The following is a 22,644-nucleotide window of genomic DNA, read 5'->3' as shown; positions in this document are numbered from 1 at the left end:
TTTATCTGTCGACTCGGTGGCGGTGCAATCATCAAGTATTTTTAATGTCCTGTTAGAATGCAGGAGAAATACCGATAAAATTGGTACACAAGTTTCAAAATAGGTGTTGTATGACAAAGGCTATGCATATTCATTTGGTTGAGGGCTTTGCGCCGGAACCCTGGGGAGAATCAGCACTGCTGAGCTTTGATGGTAGCGCTGCCAATATTCATATTAGCGCTGCGAAAGGCGCTGTGTTGGTTGCAGCGCAGCGAGCTGCCCGAAAGCTCGATGGTATGGGGGTCAACGATGTTGTCCTCAAAGGAGAAAGCTGGAGTATTGAAAGCCGCTGGGCATTTTGGGCAGGTTTTTTTAACCCGCGTAAATCCAACAAAATTGACTGGGGGACTGATGACAGCGCCGAGTTAAAAGAACTTGCCGCCCGTGAAAATGCCAGTCGCTGGGTTCGTGAAATTACTAATGGTACTCCTGATGATGTGTCTCCGCGTGTATTGGCGGAGAGCGCTGCAGAAATGCTGCAAAAGCTGGCTCCCAGTGCGGTAACTTACCGTATAGTTGCCGGGGATGACCTGCTGCGTGAAGGGTTTGTCGGTATCCATAACGTTGGGCGTGGTAGTGTACGTGAGCCCGTGATGTTACAAGTGGACTTCAACCCGACGGGTGATGACCAGGCGCCGGTTGATATGTGTTTGGTAGGTAAAGGAATTACTTTTGACTCCGGCGGCTACAGCATTAAGCCTTCCAACAACATGGCCACAATGAAATCCGATATGGGTGGCGCGGCCATGGTAACTGGAGGTTTGGCTCTTGCAATAGCCAGAGGTCTCAACAAGCGGGTCAAACTCTATCTCTGCTGCGCAGAAAACCTGATCTCCGGCCATGCCTTTAAATTGGGCGATATTATTAAATATAAAAACGGTGTGAGTGTAGAAATACTGAATACCGATGCTGAAGGGCGCTTGGTACTGGCCGATGGTTTAATTGCAGCTTCGGAAGAAGAGCCTCGCTGGTTATTGGATGCAGCTACTCTGACCGGTGCAGCAAAGATGGCTGTAGGTCGGGATTTCAACTCTGTCTTTAGTTTTGAAGATGAAGCAGCACAAAAGGTATTGTCAGCAGCTTCTGAGGAAAATGAAAAGGCGTGGAGACTGCCTTTAGAGCGTTTCCACCTTGAGCAAACCCCGTCCAACTTTGCCGATATCGCCAATGTTGGTATTGAGGGAAGTCCTGGTGCATCTACGGCAGCCTCCTTCCTGGCGCGCTTTGTACGGGATGAAGGGCGCAATTGGGTGCATATGGACCTTTCCGGCTCTTACCAGCCCAGTGGCAATGATCAGTGGGCGCCAGGTGCTAAAGGGCACGGCCTGCGTACAATTGCACGCTTCCTTTTGGATAATTAGCAACCGGCAATTTATGCCAATTTCCCTTCGAAACGCGCCTAATAGTCGGCGCGTTTCTTTTACCTCTCCCTTAATACCTATAAGTCATTAAAAAAAATTGTACTCCAGCTGATAATCGGGATATTAGTAGAATTCTGCTAATTGAGGTATTTCGGTTCTGGTTCGTTAGCAGATACTTGGGCCTGGAAGCTTTTGCCAGGTGAATAAGATAATCAGTGATTCGGTGAGCGGTAATGAGCACTGCAACCTCTACAAATAATTCGGATTATAATCCAAACCATTGTGCCAATTGTCATGCAGAGCTATTGGGGCTCCATTGCTATGCCTGTGGTCAGCCGGTTAAAGGCATGGTTCGTCATTTCTCCTCAGTCATTGGAGACTTTTTTGATACCCTGCTTGCTTTTGATTCCCGCACATGGAAAACAATACCCTCTCTGTTTTTTAGACCTGGATTTTTAACCGCTGAGTATTTCTCTGGTCGACGGGTCCGTTATGTCAGCCCTGTACGCTTGTTTATCTTTCTATGTATCACCAGCTTCTTTGTAACCCAGATAAATAGTGATTGGGCTATTAATTTTGGAGATGTTGACGTTGAGTCAGTCGATGTTGAAAAAGCGAGCCAAGGTTATAACGATGCCATCGAAGATATTCGAAAAGGCAAAGAAAAGCACGTTAACAATAGTTATGCTGTCGCTGTTTTGGAAGATGTTGAGAAAAATCTGATTAGAGAACAAGAGAAGCTTACCGGTGGTTTGCATAAATTCAATGAGGATTTAAGTGAGATTGATGGAGGCCAGAATGGATCGGAAAACCTTTCTAAAGAGGAACTGGCCTCAGGATTGAATGAGACTATTAGTGAGTTAGATAGAGAGTTTCTTCAAGTTGATTGGCTTCCCAAACCATTAGAAGATTGGGTTAACCGTAAAGTAGAGAGCGCCCATAAAAATGTAGAAAGGGTGACCGATGATCCAAATCGTTTCAAAAAAGCATTCTTGGGAGCTCTTCCGTCAACTCTTATAGTCATACTGCCAATATTTGCCATGATGCTGTGGGTGCTTTACGTCTTTAAACGCAGACTTTATATGGAGCACCTGATTGTAGCGTTACACAGCCAGGCTTTTATCTGCCTGAGTATCCTGATTGGCAACCTGTTTTATAGTATTAGTAGTCAACTGGAAGGATACGCATTTATATCCTCATCTCTTAATAGCCTGATGGCACTATTAGTTCTTTGGGTTCCTGTATATCTTTTTTGGATGCAAAAGCGTGTATATCAGCAGGGTTGGTTCATGACATTGTTTAAGTATTCTTTTTTGGGGTTGGTCTATCTAATTTTATTATCTGTTGGTGCGGCTCTTACTGTATTTTGGAGTTTGGCAGAGTTATAAGGATATATCCTAATAGGATTCCAACCATTAAACGCATAAGCGTTAAATGGTTGGTGTTGGTGAAACTGTGCTGTTTAGATGTTAAGTTATTCAAACTAGAGAGTTTACTCGCAGCACTGTCTATATTCAGAATATTGTATTGCAAATTTTTATATCCGTAATTCTGTTCAGAAAATTGGACTTTCGATTACTGGTGGTAAGTAGTTAAAGGGAATGTCGAAGGAAGTAGATCTTGAGTAGTACGACATTAATAGCAAGTGTTTGTAATGAAGATAATAAGTGCGCAAACTGCTGTACACAGTTGTTAGGTCCCCATTGTTATGCTTGTGGTCAGCCAGTTAAAGGTATGGTGCGGCATTTTTCATCTGTAATCGGTGATTTCTTAGATACCTTGTTGGCGTTTGACTCCAGAACATGGAAAACCATACCTGCGCTATTCTTCCGACCAGGGTTTTTAACAACAGAGTATTTTTCTGGTCGTCGTGTTCGATATGTAAGCCCTGTACGGCTATTTATTTTTCTCTGTATCACCAGTCTTTTTGTAACTCGTTTGAGTGGAGACTGGACAATCAATTTTATGGATGCTGATGCTTCAAATGAAGGACCTCAGTTAGAAGCGTCGGGTGTCGACCTCCTTTTGCAGGCGGATCGGCCAGTACATACTGAAATTCCTGAACAAAAAGACCTGCTAGGAGAAATTAAGAAGGCTGAAATAAGTCTTATCGAAGCTAAAGAGGAGGTTAAAGAGGGTATTAAAAATGAGATTGTTAAAGGCAGTGATGAGGGGCAAATAATTTCTCAAGAGGACTCGGAGCCGGTTTGGCAGTCATCAGCCAATGATCCAGATAATAAATTGATAAGAATGGATATCAAAGGCCTGCCAAAGCCCATGCAAGACTGGATGGATGCCAAGATTGAAAATGCCAACCAGAATATTAAGCAAGTTACTGAAAATCCAAATCGGTTCAAGAAAGCATTTCTTAAGACGCTTCCTTATGCACTGTTAATCATGTTGCCAATGTTTGCCATGATGTTATGGGTGCTCTATATCTTTAAGCGTCGACTATATATGGAGCACTTAATTGTAGCTTTACATAGTCATGCTTTTATATTTCTAAGTATCCTGATTGGAAATATCTTATACGTGCTAAGTGTTAACATGGCTGGGTATACTCCTATAACATTAGCTTTAGAGGCCCTGATAACCTTATTGATTTTTTGGGTTCTGGTTTATCTCCTTTGGATGCAAAAGCGTATATATAGGCAAGGCTGGTTTGTAACCTTTTGTAAATATTCAGTATTGGGGATGGCTTACTTGTGTCTATTATCAATTGGAGCGGTTTTTGCCATCGTTTGGAGCTTGGCTGGATTGTAATAACGGTTTTAGCGATATAAATTGATGGACATTTAAAGTTTACAGTTATATATAGTCGGAAGATATAGTGGGTATTAGAAGTCGAAAGGAAACGTCGGTAGATAGGCAAGATTATTGCTCTAACTGTAATACAATTTTATTGGGGTATTTCTGTTATGGCTGTGGACAGTCAGCAGAAGGTATTGTGAGACGCTTATCAAGTGTAATTAGAGACTTTCTAAATACCCTTGTGGCATTTGATTCACACTTGTGGAAAACACTGCCGGCTTTACTGTTATCCCCAGGGTTTTTAACGATAGAATACTTATCTGGAAGGCGAGCACGATATGTAAGCCCGGTAAAGCTGTTTATCTTTCTTTGCGTAAGCGCCTTTTTTCTGATTCGTATTAGTAGTGATTGGAGTATTGCTCAAGAGCAGCCTATCCGCACTAGCGATAATGTTGCCGCCAAAATGGCTCCGTCGTCCACAGGTGAGACAGAAAAACAATTTGACTGGGATTTACCTGGTGGCAGGAAATTGGACATTCGTGGAGCAGAAAATAAGCAAGAAGTATGGTCGATATCTTTTAATCGGGTACTCTCAATTATTGAAGAAAAAGTCTATACCGTAGAGTTTATACCGCAGTCATGGCGTCATTGGTTTGATATCGAATTCAAAAAGGCGAGAAGTAATATTGAGCGAGTGTCGGAAAACCCTACAATCTTTGCTAAGGCTTTCTTCGGATCTCTTCCTACAATGCTGTTACTTATGCTGCCAATATATTCAGGTATATTGTGGCTACTTTATGCGTGTAGAGAAAAACTGTATATGGAGCATGTTATTGTATCGCTCCATAGCCATGCCTATGTGAGTCTAACGTTGTTGCTAGGAACTGCTATTTTTCTCTTGCAAGAATTTGTTGAGCCTTTGTTCTGGGTGGAAATTTTATGTTATGGGGTTTTGCTACTGCTTTTCCTTTGGATGCCAATAAATTTACTAGTGATGCAAAAGAATATTTATAAAGAGGGGTGGGTCTCGACCTATATTAAATACTCGGTTTTAAATTTTGTTTATCTGCCATTAATTATGCTCTGTACGGTAATGGCCGCATTTTATAGTTTGGCTGAATTATAAATTTCTAGTTATTCCAATTTGTGATTCTTGATCCAGCTGCGTTATTTTGCTATTTATAATTGTATGATAGATGGCTTTCTATTCTAATTGTTATTAGAAATACACGGTTTGAAGGCGTTTGTTTTTGTTTGCATTCAATAGAAAGAAAATTAATGCCCGCCAGAATTTTACTGTCTCCATAGATATTCATTAAGCACAGTTTACAATCGCCCTGCCCATAAATTCAGTCTAAGTTAAATGAATCTGGAATGGGTAAATTTATAGGTGTATTCACTTAAATGGAGGGCGTTATGTTTAAATCTATATTGCGTGTAGTTATTTTAGTTATTTTAGCTTCTAGCAGTTATGCAGACCCAATTCAAGATTTAAGTATGCAAAACTATGAAGCGGGTTGGTTTCCAAATTATTGGCAGGGACAGGGCCCACTGACATGTCGTCGGACTTGCGCAATTTGGGTTGGAGGGGTACCTGAGTCAGAGGTTGCTACTGACTTGATAGATGATTTTGAATCTACCAGTGTTTGTAAGGTAACTCGCGACCCTGAAATAATCGAGAAACCTGTCAATGACCCATCATCTCACTGGCTCTATGGCAATCAGTTTGATGATAAGCCGGTTTGCTATGTCGGAACCCCTTATGGTGTCAAAGAAGATGATCACTATATGTGTCTGTGTGTATGTAATAAACCTGACCTGATAGTGAGCCAAATCTATGATCCGATCTGGAATCCTGGAACCGGGCAATCCATTACCGTGGTCGATATCACTAATATAGGTGCTCTGGCAGCGCCAATCAGCCAGGCTCGCCTTTTAGATATTGATACACTAGCCAACGATGTACAGGCGACGCCTGCAATTCCAGCAGGTGGCACTGTAAGTATTGTATTTACTTTGGGTTACTGGGTTTTTGATCCGGATGCGGTTTTAGAGGTAACTGCTGACTTTACCAATCTCGTCGATGAGTGTAACGAAAATAACAATACACTGACTTATGCCGAGCAAGGGTAGTAGTAGATAGGGGGAGAGCTCCCGGAACTAAGCCGTAGGGAGCTTTGAGATACTAAATAAGATCAGCTCGAAAGAAACACATTAATAACCTGGCAGCTTTCTTTATCCACCGCAGCATTAGGCTGTTCATTACCGACTGTTTGCTCCCCTGGTATTTTAGGTAGCACGAGGTACATTCGTGGATAGTCTCGGACTATATAATCTTTTTTATCTGCACTCAGCCAAGGGTATTCAGCGGCAATGGCTGTTACTCCACGGAGTAAAGCGATACCATCTGTGCAACTATTAGGAGTAGTAGCTGTGGTGAGCATGGCAAAAGCTAATGAAGAGAAGTTCATAATCTCTGCTATCCCAATGGGTCTTCAGACTGACGTTATGTTTATTCTGGGGACAGTATAGCTGAGCTTGATTATGAGCAACAGATAGCTCTATTAAAGCGGCCAGCCGAAGCTGGCCATCTTCTGCACTATGCGTGCTCTACAGAGGTTTCTTCGACTTTCTCCCAGAGGCGTGTCTCTGTCGGACTAATTAATTTGGACAAAAGATTCGGGGCCACAGAGGTTAGCCCAATGAAACCAACTATCGCACGGAAAATAAATGAGTCAAGCCAGTAGATAAGGCCTATTACCAGTATTGCTATCACAAGTGACGGTAGAGTGGCTTGCAAACGAGACCTCTGAATATGCTGATAATCCATTGTCTCAGGTAGTTGTTTCTCGATACGTTCTAATGCGTGCGCTTTTACTGTTTGATTTAAGAACTCAATAGAATGGGTCTTATCCCCGTGCTTGATAGTTATTACATCTGAATTGTGGTCACTGCTAAGTGAATTTATTTCATTGAGAGGGATTCGGGCTGCGGTCTCAGGTTTACACAAGTGATATATTTCTTCAGGGGATTTCCCCGCTTGGTAGGCAGGTTGAGCAGTTAAAGCCTGCTTTTTCGGGATGTCAAAATAGACGAGTTCATCTCCTTCTAAGGCGACGAGGTAGTTATCATCGATATCAAGCCAGGACGTCTCAGTATAAAAGCCCTCGGGTAGTGCTTTTTTTGATTCCCTTACAAACAAGAAGCTTAAAATCCAATATAAGACGAGGCAGATACCTATAGTGATAGGTGCTGCTTGAATCAGGTTTCCTACAGGTGTGTTACTTTCGATATCTCTTTGAGCATTCTGCGCCAATACATGACCGTAGATGTCGCCCTCTGGAAACCATACTTCGATAGGTTGACCTTGTTCATATTGACTGTAAATTACTTTTGAAACCTCTGCGGAGGATTCAAAGTCCTCATCTTCATGGTTAAACTGGTAGTCAATATAGTAATTTGTACGATAGCGCTTTTTACCTTTGCGGCCCCGGTACTCTTCTTCCTCCTCTCTTAACGCTACTACTTCAGCATCTAGAGCTTGATGATTTTCGACCCAACTTAATGATTCATTGTTGGCACGAGAGTAATAGTTTGACAGAAAGTAAGTCAGAATAAGGAAAACTAAAATACATACTGTACGTACCACTGATTTTCTTTTTTGTCCGGGGGACTTCTGTAACGCCATTTAATACATCCTTACTGTATTTCTTGTGCTTTAGGTATTGGTACTTTTGGAGTAATAAGTTGTTTTTTATGGGGTGGAAACTTGGTGTGGGTGAAAAATACAACTGCAGTTTGTTTGGTGAATAAAACTGAAGGTTAACTCTAAATTAATTTTTATTACTTGACCGGCATCATGGTTGGTTCAGTTGCATCTTGAGTATTTTTATAATGCTTATTTGTTATTGAGTAAAACTTCCTATTAGGATAAGAGCTGACCAACTTGGTACGAACAGTTTGAATAATAAGAGCCTTACAAATATTAAGCAGCTGAACGATAGAGTTTTAATTGCTTTGGGATTTGGACTGACTAGCTAATCTTTTGCCAGCCTTATGAGGTTGGGTGGTTCAGTTTCATGGAGGTAGTTCTATGTTGAACTAGTTTAGGTGAAGTACCAATGTCGTTTTGTGTCGTAAATGTGTCATAGCAGACGCGCCCACTGGAGTACAATTCCCTGTGTGGAGGAGATGCTATGACCAAGAAGATAGGTTTTTTTGTTGCAGATGGATTCCAGGCGTTAGACCTTTTCGGGCCCTTGGATGCCTTTATGGAGACTAATAGTTTCGTTAGTGAGGCCTATACAAGTCGTTTGATAGGTTTAACCAATGCATCAGTTAAAACCGCGTACGGCCAAGCCCTATCAGTGGATTTTGATATTTACCAGGATAGGGAAATTGATTACCTGGTCATTACTGGCGGTACTGGGATGCGGCAGCTGCGCTTAAGCCCTAAGCAGGTAAATGCGCTACGTGCAATCGCAGACAAAGCAGAGCGTGTCTTGAGTATCTGTACAGGTGCATTCTTGCTAACAGATATATTTCCGGAACAAAAGCACCGTATTACCACTCACTGGCGGCATTGCCGGCAGCTTGCCGAGCAAGCAGTCAATTATCAGGTTGAGCAGGACCCCTTATTTATTGAAAGCGGAAAACTGTGGTCTTCAGCGGGAATTCTATCTGGAGTCGACTTGGCCCTGGAAGTGATTCGCCAGGATTATGGTAATACTATTGCGGCCAGTGTGGCTAAAGACCTGGTGGTTTATCTGCAACGCAGGGGAGGGCAGTCCCAGTACTCTGATCTGCTTAAAGTGCAATCCAGTGACAGTATGAGGCTCAATCCTCTATTGGAGTGGCTGTCGGAGAATTACCAGAAATCAATCAGCGTTTCCGATATGGCGGAGCGTATTTCTGTTAGCGATCGCCAGTTAACTCGCTTGTTCAAGCAACATCTTAATAGCACCCCCGGACATTATCTAAACCAACTCCGTTTAAACCGGGCGCGGGATTTAATCACCTGTGAATCAGCAAGTCTTGTTCAGGTGGCTCGGCAGGTAGGGTTTGCAAGCTATGATAGCTTTCGCCGGGCTTTTTATGGCCAATTTGGTGTGTCCCCCTCATATTTCAGTAGGAATCGTTAAGCCGCGCTCTCACAAGTGTCTTAGTTTTAAGAGTGCGGCGAGATTGAGAGCTATTCCATTACCACTCGACGCAGATCTTGCCAAAGTGCGACCCGCTGGCCTGGTACTCAAATGCTGCAGCCAGTTCCTCCATAGGGTAAGTCTTATCAATCACTGGCTGTATCTGGTTGGCTTCCAATGCGGTGACATATTCCCGTTGATCCCTACGGCTTCCAACGATCAAGCCCTGTAACCGGGCCTGCTTGGCCATCAACAGTGCTGTGGGCACTTCTCCCGAGCGGCCCGTTAAAACACCAATCAATGAAATATGGCCGCCAACTCTGACTGAATGGATCGATTGCTCTAGTGTACCGGGGCCACCGAGCTCAATAATATGGTCCGCACCTTTGCCTTCCGTCAGCTCCATAACCTTTTTTGACCACTGTGTATGCGTGCGATAGTTGACGCCATGATTGGCGCCTAATTTTTTGGTGCGCTCCAGTTTCTCGTCGGAAGAAGAAGTAACAATAACTTTGGCCCCCAGTATTTTGGCAATCTGAATTACCGTAATAGATACTCCGCCAGTGCCTAGAGTCAATATTGTGTCGCCAGGTTTTACCTTTCCGTCTACTACCAATGCTCGCCAAGCAGTAAGACCTGCGGTAGTAATGGTTGCCGCCTGAGCGTGGCTCCAGCCTTTTGGGGCAAGGGTAAAAGCGCTCTGATCGCGCACAACAAACTCAGCGGCCATCCCATCGATACCGTCACCAGGCGTATTGGCAAAGTTACCCACGGAAGCCATAGGCGTACCTGCTGGCCACTGTGGGAAAAAGCACGACACAACAGAATCGCCAACCTGAAAATCGGTAACTCCCTCACCAACTGCATCCACGATACCGCCTCCATCAGACATCAGAATACGGCCGTCCTCTGTGGGAATACTGCCATTGGCAACCAAAAGATCATGGAAGTTGAGGGAGGAAGCTTTAATTGCAACGCGGATTTGGCCTGGGCCGGGTGCTCCCGGGTTAGCGATGTCGCTAACCGAAATATTTTCTAGTCTGCCTGGTGCTTTTAGCGTCAATGCCTGCATGGATTTCTTGCCTTTTACTGGTTTATGAACTCGTTAAAGATAGATTTGCTTTTGGAGTGTTCTCTAAGCTTTGAAATTATTATATTAATTGAAAATTAATCATTCTATAGCTAAGTAAAGCACCTCTAGATAATAATATTTATAGGTGAATTAAAAAAAGGATGTATATCAATAGGTGCCGGAAGGATGTTGTTCTTTAGTAGTCCTTTGCTGGGCTACCCGCTTAGTCATCGAATTTTAGTCGACAGAAGCTAATACTTAACTGTAAATGTGACCCTATTTTTAAAAGGAGATTGCTTGCATTTTTTTGAGAGTCAGCCGCCCTTTGTTCCACGCAAGTTATTTTCTTCACCAAATATATGTATCGTTATTTTTTGATGTCGATGATGTTTTTCTAATCTGTTAGATGTACTTAATAATTATTTATTTTTTGGCTGGTCGTGAAGTGGGTGAGTAAGACTGATAAATGGGTCATTTTATGGGGAATTTCAATCGTTTATAAAATATCGAAGAGCAGGTTTATTATAACTGTAGGGTTTTTGGGTTCTGTTGGGAGATTAGGTCAGTAAGATTGGTACCTGTGTTTCAGGTCGATGAGATAAATTGCTTTAGGAAAGTGGTTCTGGTTCGGCTGGGGATCAGTATGATAAATGGGAAAGGTAGATTTTACCTGCTTTTTCTTCATTAGGTTAAAAATTTATTTTCAAATTAAAACGATTAGTTAATTAAGTTTAATTGTTTGGGGTGCGTGGTTGGTGCTTGCGTTGAAGCTCTTTCGATATTTTTTGGGTTAAATATCAAGAATTGTCAGTTTATTGCGTTTGGGGACCTTGTTGTTGCATTTATGCCGGCAAAATATATGTTAGTGTCGCCAAAATTTTTATATTCATGGATGATATAGATATGCGTTTTATTCGTGTATTTCTGCTCTTATTGGTAGGCTTGCTCAGTAAGGCAGCTCTTGCAGATGATTTAAGTGGGCCCAATACAGATGCGGATGGGAATTTCTCCCTTACGTATTTGCCTGCTATACCTTTCGGAACAATGGGTGTATATCTCAAGGAATATAAAAATGGTAATTTTGTACGCAATATCGCGTTACAAACAAGTACATCGCCCTCTAATTTTACGAAGGCTATCTCGGTGTCTTCGACAGGGCAGTACTCATATGAGTATTGGCGTGAGTCTTGTCGCATAACTACCTTTCCGCCACCAGATGTTATTGACTCTTGCCCCGCATCTCAGTTTAGCTCGACAAAACTCGGCACACATACTGTCAATGTGGCGCTTAAACCTAATACGCCATCATCGCTGACATTTTCTTGGGTAGAAAGCGGAAATACTGATACGACTGGAAAATATAGAATCCATTGGGGGGCTCCCAATGGAGGGCATTCAGTCTCTGGCTATCAGTGGTGTCAGGAAACTAATGATAGCTGGCAGTCTGACAGCAGCTGTCCCAAAGTAAGTAGTGGTACTCTAATCAGGACTTTGCCCACCTCAACAGGTACTATGCCCACCGGCAAGTATCGATATCGAGTGCGTGCCTTTGCAAAGGCCGGAAGTTATTACCAATACAGTGGCTGGCGTACCTCCTCAACGCTTTACGTTAAGCATTATCCCGACCAGGTTAGTGGTTGGCAGGAGCCCGGCGGCAGTACGCTACCTGGCCCCAGCTTCCAGTTAAAATGGAACTCAGTAAGTAATCCTGACAGTTCCGACCCTGTCACTGGCTATGATTTAGAGTGGAGTGTTGACGGCAGCGGCTATAAAGATATCTTTAATAATAAGCCTACTTCAACTTTAGTCACTATTAATAAAGCTACAACTGGCCAAGATATTATGGCCGTGGTTTATAAGTTCCGAGTAAGGGCTTGTAATAACTCTGGCTGCGGGCCCTGGTCAACAACTAAGGAGTTAACGCCACCCACGCCTCCTGAGCCTGAGTTTACTGATGATTTGCCTACTCAGTTTTTTAACCTGGATCAAAATATTACCTGGAAAAATGTTGGAGCCAGTAGTTATCAACTGGAGCGCATTCTCACCGGGGAAACTAGTTGGACAACCGTAGTTACCCATACCACAGGTACCAGCTATTTTGATGGTGGAACTGCACCTGGTACCTACCGATATAGACTGAATGCTTGTATTGATTTTGCAGATAATTGTGCCTCGGTATTAAGCCCCTGGATCAGAGTGCACGACCTGGCGAACACGGACGAAGCGCCGGCAGTGACTACGGAAATAGCGGATACTCCTGGAACTTTGCCATATAGCGCTGATGTGAGCGCAACCGGCAATGCAGTTGTTAATGTCCCGCTTCAACCAGCCCCGGGCGTAAATGGGTTACAGCCAAACTTATCCTTGCATTACAGCAGTTCCCGTTTTCAAAAACGCATGACGGAATCCCTACCCGAAGACACGCTCGGTTACGGCTGGCGTCTAGGTGGCTTGAGCAGTATTCGCCGGTGTGTAGTAAATCAACTTAGCGGAAGCAAGATTCTTCTAGATGAAACAGATGCTCTGTGTCTTGATGGTGAGCCTTTGGTACTGGTGTCTGGTACTCATTGGGAAGACGGGGCTCAGTATCGCACCCTGCGTGATAGCTTCCGCTTGGTTGAATTGCAGATGATCAGCCATGATTTAACCGGTGATAGAGTTTCATTTGTGGTCAAAAACCCTAATGGATCAACGAGCGAGTATGGGGTTGAGGGAGGGAGTAGCCTGCGAGTTGACGTCGACCACAGCACACCAGTTTATCTGGGCTGGAGTATAAATAAGCTTACCGACGCCTTTGGCAATACGATGGAATACAAATACCATCAAGATGGAATTGAAGGAATTAACTATCCCCTGGAAATTACCTACGGTAACCAGGGCGATGCCAAAATAGAATTCCAATACGGTACTCGTACCGATGCTCCTCCCGTGCCAATACAGGATATTCAGCAAGAACAGTTGGTGCTATTGCACCATATTCGAGTGCATCTGGATGGCAATTTACTGCGGGAATACAAGCTGATATCTGAAGAGGAACCCGCCGATCCCGAACAGGACCATTATCGTCGCCTTAAGCAGGTACAGCTATGTGCCTATGATGAAGTTGGAAGCGGTCGCCAGTGCTTGACGCCACTGGAGTTCGGTTGGAAATATACTGATCCCGCTATTGAGGATGATTTCGAAACCGGTATTGAAACGATTACCAATGGCCTCGGCGCCCAGACTAAATTTGTTCTTGAGCGTATCTCCGATAATGACAGCGAACAATACGTAACCCGGTTTGACGAAGGTAGTGCGGTATTTGGCGCTTCAGTTGGCGCTATTCCCGATGCAAGCCCAATAGAGCCAGAGGATGGGGAATACCGCACGGTAGTGACAGAGGTACATCGCTCCAATGGTTACAATAATGGCTGGTATATTACCGAATACGCCTATCAAGGTGTCGGTCTGAGTAGTGACAAGGGTTGGGGATTCCTCGGCTATACCGCTCAGCGTATCTATGATCGCGAAGCCAATATTGTCACCTACCGCCAGTTCCGCCAGGACTTCCCTTATTTTGGCAAGGTAGCCCGTCAAGTTCAGTATTTTAATAACTACCAATATGGCGAACTGCTGACTCATCAGCGGTTTAGCTACGATGTGCTCGAATTGGATAGCGGCAGTAATACTACCTATCTTACTTATTTGACGCAGAGCCTGGATACCCTGTTGGAGGGGGGGCAAACACTTGGCTATGCTGTTCGGGATAATGCACCCGAAGTGACGTCATACGGCAGTGCGGGTGACTTGATAAGCGGTACGATCAATACAACCCGGGTTATAGAAACCACTCAAATCAATGATAGCCAGAGTGTCTGGGGCGAAGTGTTGCCGGTGACGAGTTACGGCAATACCCAGCGCAGTGTAGAGAGCACCACACTGCTGGATAACCGCGTTAGCGGGAGCTGGCTGATTGGTTTCCCCAGTGCCCAGGAGTCGCGCCACTTTAGTGGCAATCCCTCAGGTAGCCCAGACCAGCATTCCAGCAGCGTTATGACGCCTTATGGCGATACCAATAAGGTACATACGGCAACCCAGTATCCCGGCGATGCCAAGTACCAGATGGTAGTAACTTACGATTATGATGCTTACGGCAATGTGACCAGTGAAAGTGCAACGGGCAGAGTAGATGCTGCAATTAATAGTTCCAGCTCCCAAACTCGCAGTATCCAGGTGAATGGGGCCTTCTCCGATCGACGTTATCCCACCAGCCTAAGTAATACCCTGGATCATGAGATTAGCTTGGAGTATGACCGCCGCTTCGGTAGTGTCAACGAGGTCACAGATAGTAACGACCAAACGACCAGTATTCAGTACGACCCTTTCGGCCGGGAGGTGAGCACTACCAATGCGGATGGGGTGACGTTCACTAGCGAGTACAACTTCTGCCATGGTATTTGCCCTACTGTCGATCAACTTGAAGTCCCTTACTGGGTGCAGACGAGTTCGGCAATTACACCCACATCGAAATATTATTACGATCAACTGGGTCGTTTGGTGCAGCAGGATGTACAGGCGTTTTCCGGCGCCAGTGATTCCCGCCGCGAGTACAAATACGACACTCGCGGGCGCCTTAATACCGTGACGGCCCCTTACTTTATCGGCAGTGATAAACCCATAACCAATTATGAATATGACCTGCGCAATCGCCTCGATTTTATTGAGAAAGCTGGTGGCGGCACGGTGGATATTGATTACAGCGTTTTCACCAGCGGTAGTGGCAAGCAGGTAAAGGTTAGCGTTACGGAATTAATCGAGGGGTTGGATAGCACCAGTACCCAGGTACAGGAGAGCTATTACGATCTCAATGGCGATTTAGCGCGAACCGTGGATGATGCGACCGGTGAAGCAGTCACTACCGACTACACCTACTACGGCAGTGGCTTGCCAAAAACCGTGTTGGTTAATGGAGGCAGCCGTAATATTGAATCCAGTTTTGTTTTCGACTTTGCCGGCTTCCGCACCAGCCTGACAGATCCGAATTTAGGCACGGTAACCAGCAGCTACAACGCTTTTGGTGAACTGGATCGGCAGGTCGATAACAAAAGCCAAAATATTACTTACCTCTACGACCAATTAGGTCGTTTACTTGAACAGAGTGATGAGGATGGCCTAGCGCAATGGGAATACGATGCCGCCAATGCAAAAGGCAGTTTGGACAGTCGTAGTTATACAGAAAATGGTACAGAAGTATTCTTCGAAAAATACGCCTATCGCTCTGATAGTAAGCTGGACAGTATTACGACATCACTAGTGGTTGATGGGGGAAATCCCAGTTATCGCCATAGGTACGACTACGATAGCTATGGCCGAATGGATAAAGTGATTTATCCCAACGGCGTGGAGGCTCATTACTTATACAACGAACGGGGTTACCTTCAGAATTTGAGCAGTGATGCTGCCGGCAATAATCCCCTGCAAACGTTCGACAGCATCAACGCCTGGGGACAAGTGGAGCAGGAAACCTACGGCAATGGGCTGATCACCAATCGCACTTATGACCCCAATACAGGCCGCTTGCAAACCATCAAGACCGATGGGGGCCAAATACAAAACAATGAGTACCGCTGGCGCTCCAACGGTACTTTGGAAAGTCGCCTTACCTACAGTGGCTCCCAAGCGTTGCAGAAACAGGAAAACTTTAGCTATGACGGTCTCAATCGCCTAAAAGATGCCGCGATGGTAGTCGGTGGCGATCGGGTATTAAGCACCCAGTACGACAAATTAGGGAATATCCAATCGAAAACCTCAAGTGTTAGCAGTGACACACAAGTAACGGGCTATCAGTATGGCGAGTTTGGCAATGCTGGTCCCAATGCAGTCAGTAATGTCACTATTGATGGTATATCGCACAGCTTGCATTACGATGCCAATGGTGCGATTGAACACTATGACGCAGCCACCGGTGACGACAAGTGGATTAGCTGGAATGCCCGACAGTTGCCTACAGAAATTGTCTTAGGCGGCAGCCAAAGTGATAGTACACCCACTGCTAGGGACCGCTTTAAATATGGTCCGGATGGCCAGCGCTACTACCGTGAAAGTAACTGGATGGAGAATGGTCAGCTTAAGACTGAAAAGACTTATATTGTTGGTAGCTTTGAAGTGGTATGGCCTGAGCACGATGCAGCAATCTGGAGAGTCCAACGGACCAGCCTGAGCGGCTCGGTGCAGCATGTGGCTATCACTGACTCGGTGGGAAATACTGCTACTGGCGAGTATCAGTACCTTCACCGAGACCACCTGGGTTCCGTTGAGAAAATTACGGATAAGGAGGGTGTGGAAATATTAAGCACCGCCTTTAACCCCGATGGCAGCCGTCGGCAGGAAGATTGGAGTAAAGACCTTAGTCAACTACAGGTATCAGACCTGTTGGCAGTACAACATATCACCACCAACCGAGGCTATACCGGCCACGAGCAGTTGGATAGAACCGGCCTAATCCATATGAATGGGCGTATCTACGACCCCACCTTGGGCCGCTTCTTGAGTCCCGACCCGATTGTGCAGGCACCGAGCTATAGCCAGAGTTGGAACCGCTATAGCTACGTGTTTAATAATCCGTTGAGCTTTACGGATCCCACCGGGTATGAGGCCGATGATGAAGGTGAAGGTAAGAAAAAGCGTGAAATTAATAAAGATAACGACGGTGGCGGTGGCGGTGATGGCGGTGGCGATATAGAAGAGGTGGTCGTCACTGGTGTGCAGCCTGGTGGAGATTGGGGACCCATTATTACCATTACGATTGTAGATGGACAAAATTATGAGCTAAATCATCAGAGTCTTAATGAAGCATTAGAAGGATTAAATCCAGAGGGCGATCACTCGGTAGGGAATGAGGAAAAAGATAACAGTAGTGGAATCCTATCCCTTTTTACAGTAACTTCGGGGCCGAATGTAGGTGATACTACTGCTGGATTTGGTGCACAAAAGGATGGATGTGCGGTGCCCATGGCTTGCGCAGGATCGCCTGTAAGTTCTACTCCCAATGTGAATAACCCCACTTATCCGCAACCTCATGAGGATCCACTTACTGTTGGGTCAACTCTATTTTCCGCTGCGGGCCTCTTACTTGTTGGAGAAAAAACTTTTCTGGCAGGGTCGAGTAGGCTTCCAATAACCCCCATAAAATATGAATACATAGGTATGTATAATTATGCTGATAAGATACGGGCTGCTAGAGCGCTGAAAATTGGTGGCAACGTTTTAGGTGGTGTTGGATATGTAGTCAGTGCAACTGACTATAGCATTCAGTTTACGAGCGGAAATTATCGTGGAGCACGAAAATCTGGAGTTGATATGTTAATGGGAGCATTAATGTTTAAAGGGCCAGCTGGATTGGCTGTTGGAGCTGCAGGGCTGTATACAAATGCTGAATATCATTCCGATCCAAATAATCCATAGATCATGAAAGTTATTTATAAGCTATTTTTATTAGTTTTCTGGCAGATATTGTTTTCTGAGAAAAAACGTGAGAAAGATATTTTTGTAGCAAAAGTATCCGCTTCAGTTCAAGTGGCAGTGTTGATAACTTTGAATTTTGTGTCATGTTTCTTTGTGGTATATGCATTGCTGAGCATCTATTTCTCTATCGATGCGATTAATACCCAAAGAGAGGTGATTTTGACAATTGTCGGTTTACTGGTACTTGTGCTGACTTTGATCGTATACCGTAAAGTTTGTGCCATTGGTGATGTTGATAGGGCATGCGAATCTTTGTTAAATTCTGAAGCTACTGCGAATTCCAGCTTACCAAAACTTGCAAAAGCTTATCCAGTGGTTTCACTGTTGAGCCTTGTCTGCTCAGTTGCGCTGCTAATTATGGTATGAAGAATTTGCACAAAAGGGGAATAAGGATGACTCTGACCTGAAATTTACTTATGGGCTGCAAGCCGGAGCAAAGGTTGGCCTTACGAAATTGTTGGGGGCCAAGATTGATCTTGATGTTGCCTCAAAAGAAATTAGTGTAATTACAGGTAAAGAGTATGCAAATCAGAGTTTTGCTATCTCAGTAGATATTGCTGGATTTTCACTGGGGCTCGATGCGTCTAGAAATCAAGAGTTTTCAACGTTCGTTTACGGAAAAGACAGTGTGATGAGCATTTTGTCAGGTAAACCTTTTGAGTTTAAACCGGTGTTCTCTACGCCTTGGAATGTGTCTTCAAAAGAGTTTTGGAAGTTAGAGTTTGGGGCTTCAGCAGTGCTTGGACTTGAAGGAACTTTAGACTTTGAATAGTGATAATTCTGGATTTGTAATGAAAAAGAATTTTGCAATTGTTTCATTGGCGTTGTTTGTTTTTACGCTATTAAGATTTTCCTTTTCTGGGTATGTGTCTTTTCAGTTCTCTAATTTGATGTTGTTTGATCAGCTTCTATTGGTTGCTGGGATTTTAGGTGCGTTTTCTTTTTGGTTTTTAATTCTTGCTGACTTTTTTGACAATACAGAGATAAAGTATAAATTTGTTTGGGGTTTTTGTTTGATATTCTTCTCCTGGGTGGCTTCGCTTATTTATTTCTTCAAGTATTTTTTGCCCAAAAATAACCGTAATGCCTAGTTTGACCAATATTTTATTTGCTGGTTGTGATTACATTTTGTGCAGCTCCATTGCTCGCTGACCTTTTTAGGTCCCTGATAGAGTGAGAGGGTGATTCTTTTTGATAAGTTTTTCCCTGTAGGATCACTAATTCTAGAGAGCGCTAATCGGCCCCCGCAGAGGGGGCATCTTCTTTTTTTGTACTCTCTGATTAAGCGGACGGCGGGAATGTAGCTAGCTAAGGCTAGAATTAAGATAAAGAGAGCTTGTTTCATTCTGCTGTCTCTTGATGCTCACGAGTGAAGAAGGTTGCGGCGGTTCATGATTGTGGTCAGAGCCAATCTTAATCACCTATGCGGTAAGAAAAGTAGAGCGCTAACTATCAGTAGTTAGCGCTCCAATGGCCGCATGGCATGCTCCACCTGGCGCTGGGCGATAATCGCATCGATCATCCGAATCACCGTGTCCTTGTCTTGATCATCAAAAGTCTCCAGCAGCTTGAAACGCTTAAATAGCATCATCGTTGCGGATGGGACCTTTTTCCATCGGCTGGCCCATTATCAGATAGTCCAGTGACATCTCAAAAATAATAGAAATATTCAGGGATTCGTGAATTACACGATTTTCCTTACGAGGCCTTTTCCCGCATCAATAGTGGGCCAATAAATGTTTGAGCTTTTAGTAATCGGCGGGCCCTAGAAAGCTACGAATATTTCTTTAGCTAATTTTTTATAAGGTGGCGAGTAAGTGATCGCTTCCCCTGAAAGCTAAGGATAGCGGGGGAGTTGAATTACCTAGAAATGACTTGGATTTATAGGAGATTAAAAATGGTGGGCCCTCCGGGACTCGAACCCAGGACCTGCCGATTATGAGTCGGATGCTCTAACCAACTGAGCTAAGGGCCCACACATTGCTTGCGAGGATCGTTGCAAGCGGTTGGGAAAAGTACAAGATTTTCCCTTGCAAATCAATGCCTTTGTTAGCACTCAAAGCCGATATGGGCAAATTCTTGAAATCTTCTTTCCCTGTTGTTCAAGCTTTCGCCAACAACTGATCTTTATGGAATAGACGTCCACCTTGCGATAGCTGCCAAACACCTTAATTGGTTCGATAGTATTAATTAGAGGTTGTAATTGGTACAGCTGTCTTGTTTATGCGAAATGGAGGCTAAAATCCCATACTAAAGTATTTAAATCGGCAGTTTGGGGATAAGAATACAGCACCAAACCAGGAATGCAGCGAAGAGGGCGACGGCCACGGCGGCGGAGCCTGTGTCTTTGGCAATCTTGGCCAGCGGGTGTTTCTCGGGACCGATGCGGTCCACGGTCGCCTCAATAGCGCTGTTGATAAGTTCGATTGGGAGGACAAACATCACGGCTGCAATCAATATGGCGCGCTCAGTAGGTGTCTCCCCGGCCCAGAGTGCGAGAGGCACCATTAGGCAGGCGGCAATCACTTCCTGGCGAAAAGCTTCTTCATTGCGCCATGCAGCGACGAGCCCCTGACTGGAGTAGCTAGTGGCAGCCAGGAGGCGCGCAAACCCTTTCTTGCCGGGCTTGTTGGCAATCTCTTCAGATTTTTCCTGCTTATTCGCCATTTCTTTTTGCATGCTTATCTCCTGCTTTCACTAAGCCTGCGCTGGGAGGTCATCTTTATGTCACAAAAAAAGCCCGGTTGAACCGGGCTTTAGTCTAGCGCTTACTCGTCGAGGAAGCTGCGTAAATGCTCCGACCTGGAGGGGTGTCGCAGTTTGCGCAATGCTTTCGCTTCGATCTGACGGATACGCTCGCGGGTTACGTCAAACTGTTTGCCCACCTCTTCCAGAGTGTGGTCGGTATTCATATCAATACCGAAACGCATACGCAGTACCTTGGCTTCACGGGCGGTGAGGCCGGAGAGTACGGAGCGGGTAGCGTCGTGCAGGCCAGTTTGAGTGGCGGTATCCACCGGCGAGGATTGATTTTGATCCTCGATAAAGTCACCCAGGTGGGAGTCTTCGTCGTCGCCGATAGGCGTCTCCATGGAGATCGGCTCTTTGGCAATCTTGAGGACTTTGCGCACCTTGTCTTCCGGCATTTCCATGCGCTCGCCCAGTTCTTCCGGAGTGGGCTCGCGACCCATTTCCTGCAGCATCTGGCGGCTGATACGGTTGAGCTTATTAATAGTCTCAATCATATGTACCGGAATACGGATGGTGCGGGCCTGGTCCGCAATAGAGCGGGTAATGGCCTGGCGAATCCACCAAGTGGCATAAGTGGAGAACTTGTAACCGCGGCGGTACTCGAACTTATCCACAGCCTTCATCAAGCCGATGTTGCCCTCCTGGATCAGGTCCAGGAATTGCAGGCCGCGGTTGGTGTACTTCTTGGCGATAGAGATAACCAGACGCAGGTTGGCTTCGACCATCTCTTTCTTGGCGCGGCGTGAGCGAGCCTCACCAATGGACATGCGGCGGTTGATCTCTTTGATCTGGCCGACTTCTAACTTGGCGCGCTCCTGGAACTGTGCCAGTTTGCGCTGGGCGCGAACAACTTCGTCTACGACGTGGCGCAGGGCATCGGAGTAATCGCGCTTTTTCTTGATGATCGCGGGGATCCAATCATCATTGGTTTCGTTGCCGGGGAATTCCTTGATAAAGGTCTTGCGCGGCATGCGGGCGCGTTTGATACACATGGCCATCACCACGCGCTCTTGCTCGCGCACGCTGTCGAGTACGTAGCGAACTTCGCCGTACAGCGGGTCGAACTGGCGGGGAGCCAGTTTAAAGAAGCGGAATACATCGCCAACGGCTTCGAGGGCCTGGCCAGCTTCTTTGGAATCGCGACCGTGGGCGGCGATGGCTTCGTCGGCAGCTTTCTGTGCGGCGATCAGCGCGTTCATGCGCTCGGCGAGCTCTTCGGGGTCGATACCGCCGGTAGCTTCCTCTTCCTCGTCGCTGCTGTCGTCTTCGTTATCGTCGTCTTCGGCGTCGTCATCGGAATCTGATGACTCCGGCGCGCTGGCAGCGGCGGCGGCTTGGCCAGCCTGGGCTCCGGGCGGAACCTCGTCGGCGGGGTCGAGCCAACCGGAGATAATATCGGGGATGCGGCGCTCTTCTTTCTCGATCAGAGCGTACTCATTGATGATCTGCTGCACTGCACCCGGCCAGTAGGCCAGGGCGGCCATTAGTTCGCGCAGGCCCTCTTCGATACGCTTGGCAATGGCGATCTCGCCTTCGCGCGTGAGCAGCTCTACGGTGCCCATTTCGCGCATATACATGCGTACTGGATCGGTGGTTCGGCCTACGTCGGACTCTACGGCTGCCAGGGCAGCGGCAGCTTCGGCTGCGGCGATTTCATCAGCGGAGCTGTCGCCTTCAGCCATCAACAACTCTTCGGCATCCGGTGCGGTTTCAAACACCTTGATGCCCATGTCGTTGATCATGCCAATAATGTCTTCCACCTGATCGGGATCGGAAATATCTTCCGGTAGGTGGTCATTTACCTCGGCATAGGTCAGATAGCCCTGCTCTTTACCGCGGGCGATCAGTTCCTTAATGCGGGACTGTTGCTGGGTTTTGTCGGTCATGCACAACCCTGAATTCTGGGAATGAAAATACGGGACAAAGACGCGGGATTATAGCGTATTTGCACTAGCAATAACCACTCTAGCTGTCAAGTAACGGCGTAGGTGCGATGTTTAGGGTGCTGGGGTTCCCGATCCCGCCC

At 45.7% G+C, this 22,644-nt stretch carries 16 protein-coding genes and 1 tRNA gene; 10 read left to right on the top strand and 7 right to left on the bottom strand.

Features of this window, described 5'->3' with window-relative positions:
• The first annotated feature begins 110 nt into the window (after positions 1-110).
• The 5 genes from pepB to ACJJI3_RS14825 all read left to right on the top strand — a co-directional run bounded on the left by pepB (position 111) and on the right by ACJJI3_RS14825 (position 6,284).
• Complete coding sequence (gene pepB / locus ACJJI3_RS14845) at positions 111-1,400, top strand: aminopeptidase PepB (RefSeq protein WP_444940143.1); 1,290 nt, start codon at positions 111-113, stop codon at positions 1,398-1,400.
• 233 nt (positions 1,401-1,633) lie between these two features.
• On the top strand, positions 1,634-2,788 hold the full coding sequence (locus tag ACJJI3_RS14840; protein ID WP_444940142.1) for a DUF3667 domain-containing protein: 1,155 nt from the start codon (positions 1,634-1,636) through the stop codon (positions 2,786-2,788).
• A 232-nt stretch (positions 2,789-3,020) separates the two neighbouring features.
• Positions 3,021-4,163: a DUF3667 domain-containing protein gene (locus tag ACJJI3_RS14835; RefSeq protein ID WP_444940141.1), complete on the top strand. Its 1,143-nt coding sequence runs from the start codon at positions 3,021-3,023 to the stop codon at positions 4,161-4,163.
• A 67-nt stretch (positions 4,164-4,230) separates the two neighbouring features.
• A complete protein-coding gene (locus ACJJI3_RS14830) occupies positions 4,231-5,277 on the top strand; it encodes a DUF3667 domain-containing protein (RefSeq protein ID WP_444940140.1) in 1,047 nt (348 codons plus the stop codon).
• 290 nt (positions 5,278-5,567) lie between these two features.
• On the top strand, positions 5,568-6,284 hold the full coding sequence (locus tag ACJJI3_RS14825; protein ID WP_444940139.1) for a CARDB domain-containing protein: 717 nt from the start codon (positions 5,568-5,570) through the stop codon (positions 6,282-6,284).
• A gap of 62 nt (positions 6,285-6,346) precedes the next feature.
• On the opposite strand, the gene ACJJI3_RS14820 is transcribed toward ACJJI3_RS14825, so the two are convergent.
• Both ACJJI3_RS14820 and ACJJI3_RS14815 read right to left on the bottom strand, forming a co-directional pair.
• Positions 6,347-6,622 (bottom strand): hypothetical protein, encoded by a 276-nt coding sequence (locus tag ACJJI3_RS14820; protein WP_444892674.1) that lies wholly within the window; start codon positions 6,620-6,622, stop codon positions 6,347-6,349.
• Between the two features lie 128 nt (positions 6,623-6,750).
• On the bottom strand, positions 6,751-7,839 hold the full coding sequence (locus ACJJI3_RS14815) for a hypothetical protein (RefSeq protein ID WP_444940138.1): 1,089 nt from the start codon (positions 7,837-7,839) through the stop codon (positions 6,751-6,753).
• 508 nt (positions 7,840-8,347) lie between these two features.
• Here ACJJI3_RS14815 and ACJJI3_RS14810 point away from each other — a divergent pair.
• Positions 8,348-9,292, top strand: coding sequence for a GlxA family transcriptional regulator (locus tag ACJJI3_RS14810; protein WP_282934496.1), 945 nt, complete (start codon positions 8,348-8,350; stop codon positions 9,290-9,292).
• Between the two features lie 58 nt (positions 9,293-9,350).
• On the opposite strand, the gene ACJJI3_RS14805 is transcribed toward ACJJI3_RS14810, so the two are convergent.
• Positions 9,351-10,364 carry a zinc-dependent alcohol dehydrogenase family protein gene (locus tag ACJJI3_RS14805; RefSeq protein ID WP_444940137.1) on the bottom strand — a complete coding sequence of 338 codons (1,014 nt, stop codon included), beginning with the start codon at positions 10,362-10,364 and terminating at the stop codon, positions 9,351-9,353.
• A gap of 903 nt (positions 10,365-11,267) precedes the next feature.
• On the opposite strand from ACJJI3_RS14805, the gene ACJJI3_RS14800 reads away from it, so the two are divergent.
• The 4 genes from ACJJI3_RS14800 (at position 11,268) to ACJJI3_RS14785 (ending at position 18,958) form a co-directional block, all read left to right on the top strand.
• Positions 11,268-17,807 (top strand): RHS repeat-associated core domain-containing protein, encoded by a 6,540-nt coding sequence (locus ACJJI3_RS14800; protein WP_444940136.1) that lies wholly within the window; start codon positions 11,268-11,270, stop codon positions 17,805-17,807.
• A 3-nt stretch (positions 17,808-17,810) separates the two neighbouring features.
• A complete protein-coding gene (locus ACJJI3_RS14795) occupies positions 17,811-18,233 on the top strand; it encodes a hypothetical protein (protein WP_444940135.1) in 423 nt (140 codons plus the stop codon).
• A gap of 88 nt (positions 18,234-18,321) precedes the next feature.
• On the top strand, positions 18,322-18,639 hold the full coding sequence (locus ACJJI3_RS14790; RefSeq protein WP_444940134.1) for a hypothetical protein: 318 nt from the start codon (positions 18,322-18,324) through the stop codon (positions 18,637-18,639).
• 19 nt (positions 18,640-18,658) lie between these two features.
• On the top strand, positions 18,659-18,958 hold the full coding sequence (locus ACJJI3_RS14785) for a hypothetical protein (RefSeq protein WP_444940133.1): 300 nt from the start codon (positions 18,659-18,661) through the stop codon (positions 18,956-18,958).
• Between the two features lie 368 nt (positions 18,959-19,326).
• Here the strand turns inward: ACJJI3_RS14785 and ACJJI3_RS14780 are convergent, their stop codons facing one another.
• The 4 genes from ACJJI3_RS14780 to rpoD form a co-directional block, all read right to left on the bottom strand.
• The gene (locus ACJJI3_RS14780) at positions 19,327-19,458 is read right to left on the bottom strand and encodes a hypothetical protein (protein WP_444940132.1); all 132 of its coding nucleotides are present in this window, start codon (positions 19,456-19,458) and stop codon (positions 19,327-19,329) included.
• Between the two features lie 307 nt (positions 19,459-19,765).
• Positions 19,766-19,842 (bottom strand) — tRNA-Ile (locus tag ACJJI3_RS14775).
• A gap of 284 nt (positions 19,843-20,126) precedes the next feature.
• Positions 20,127-20,546: a diacylglycerol kinase gene (locus tag ACJJI3_RS14770; protein WP_444912029.1), complete on the bottom strand. Its 420-nt coding sequence runs from the start codon at positions 20,544-20,546 to the stop codon at positions 20,127-20,129.
• An 89-nt stretch (positions 20,547-20,635) separates the two neighbouring features.
• Complete coding sequence (rpoD, locus tag ACJJI3_RS14765) at positions 20,636-22,504, bottom strand: RNA polymerase sigma factor RpoD (protein WP_444940131.1); 1,869 nt, start codon at positions 22,502-22,504, stop codon at positions 20,636-20,638.
• Between the last annotated feature and the right edge of the window lie 140 nt (positions 22,505-22,644).

Source organism: Microbulbifer maximicatervae (SeqCode), assembly GCF_052466985.1.
Note: the sequence above shows the minus strand (reverse complement) of the source record. Positions and strands in the feature narration are given on the sequence as shown.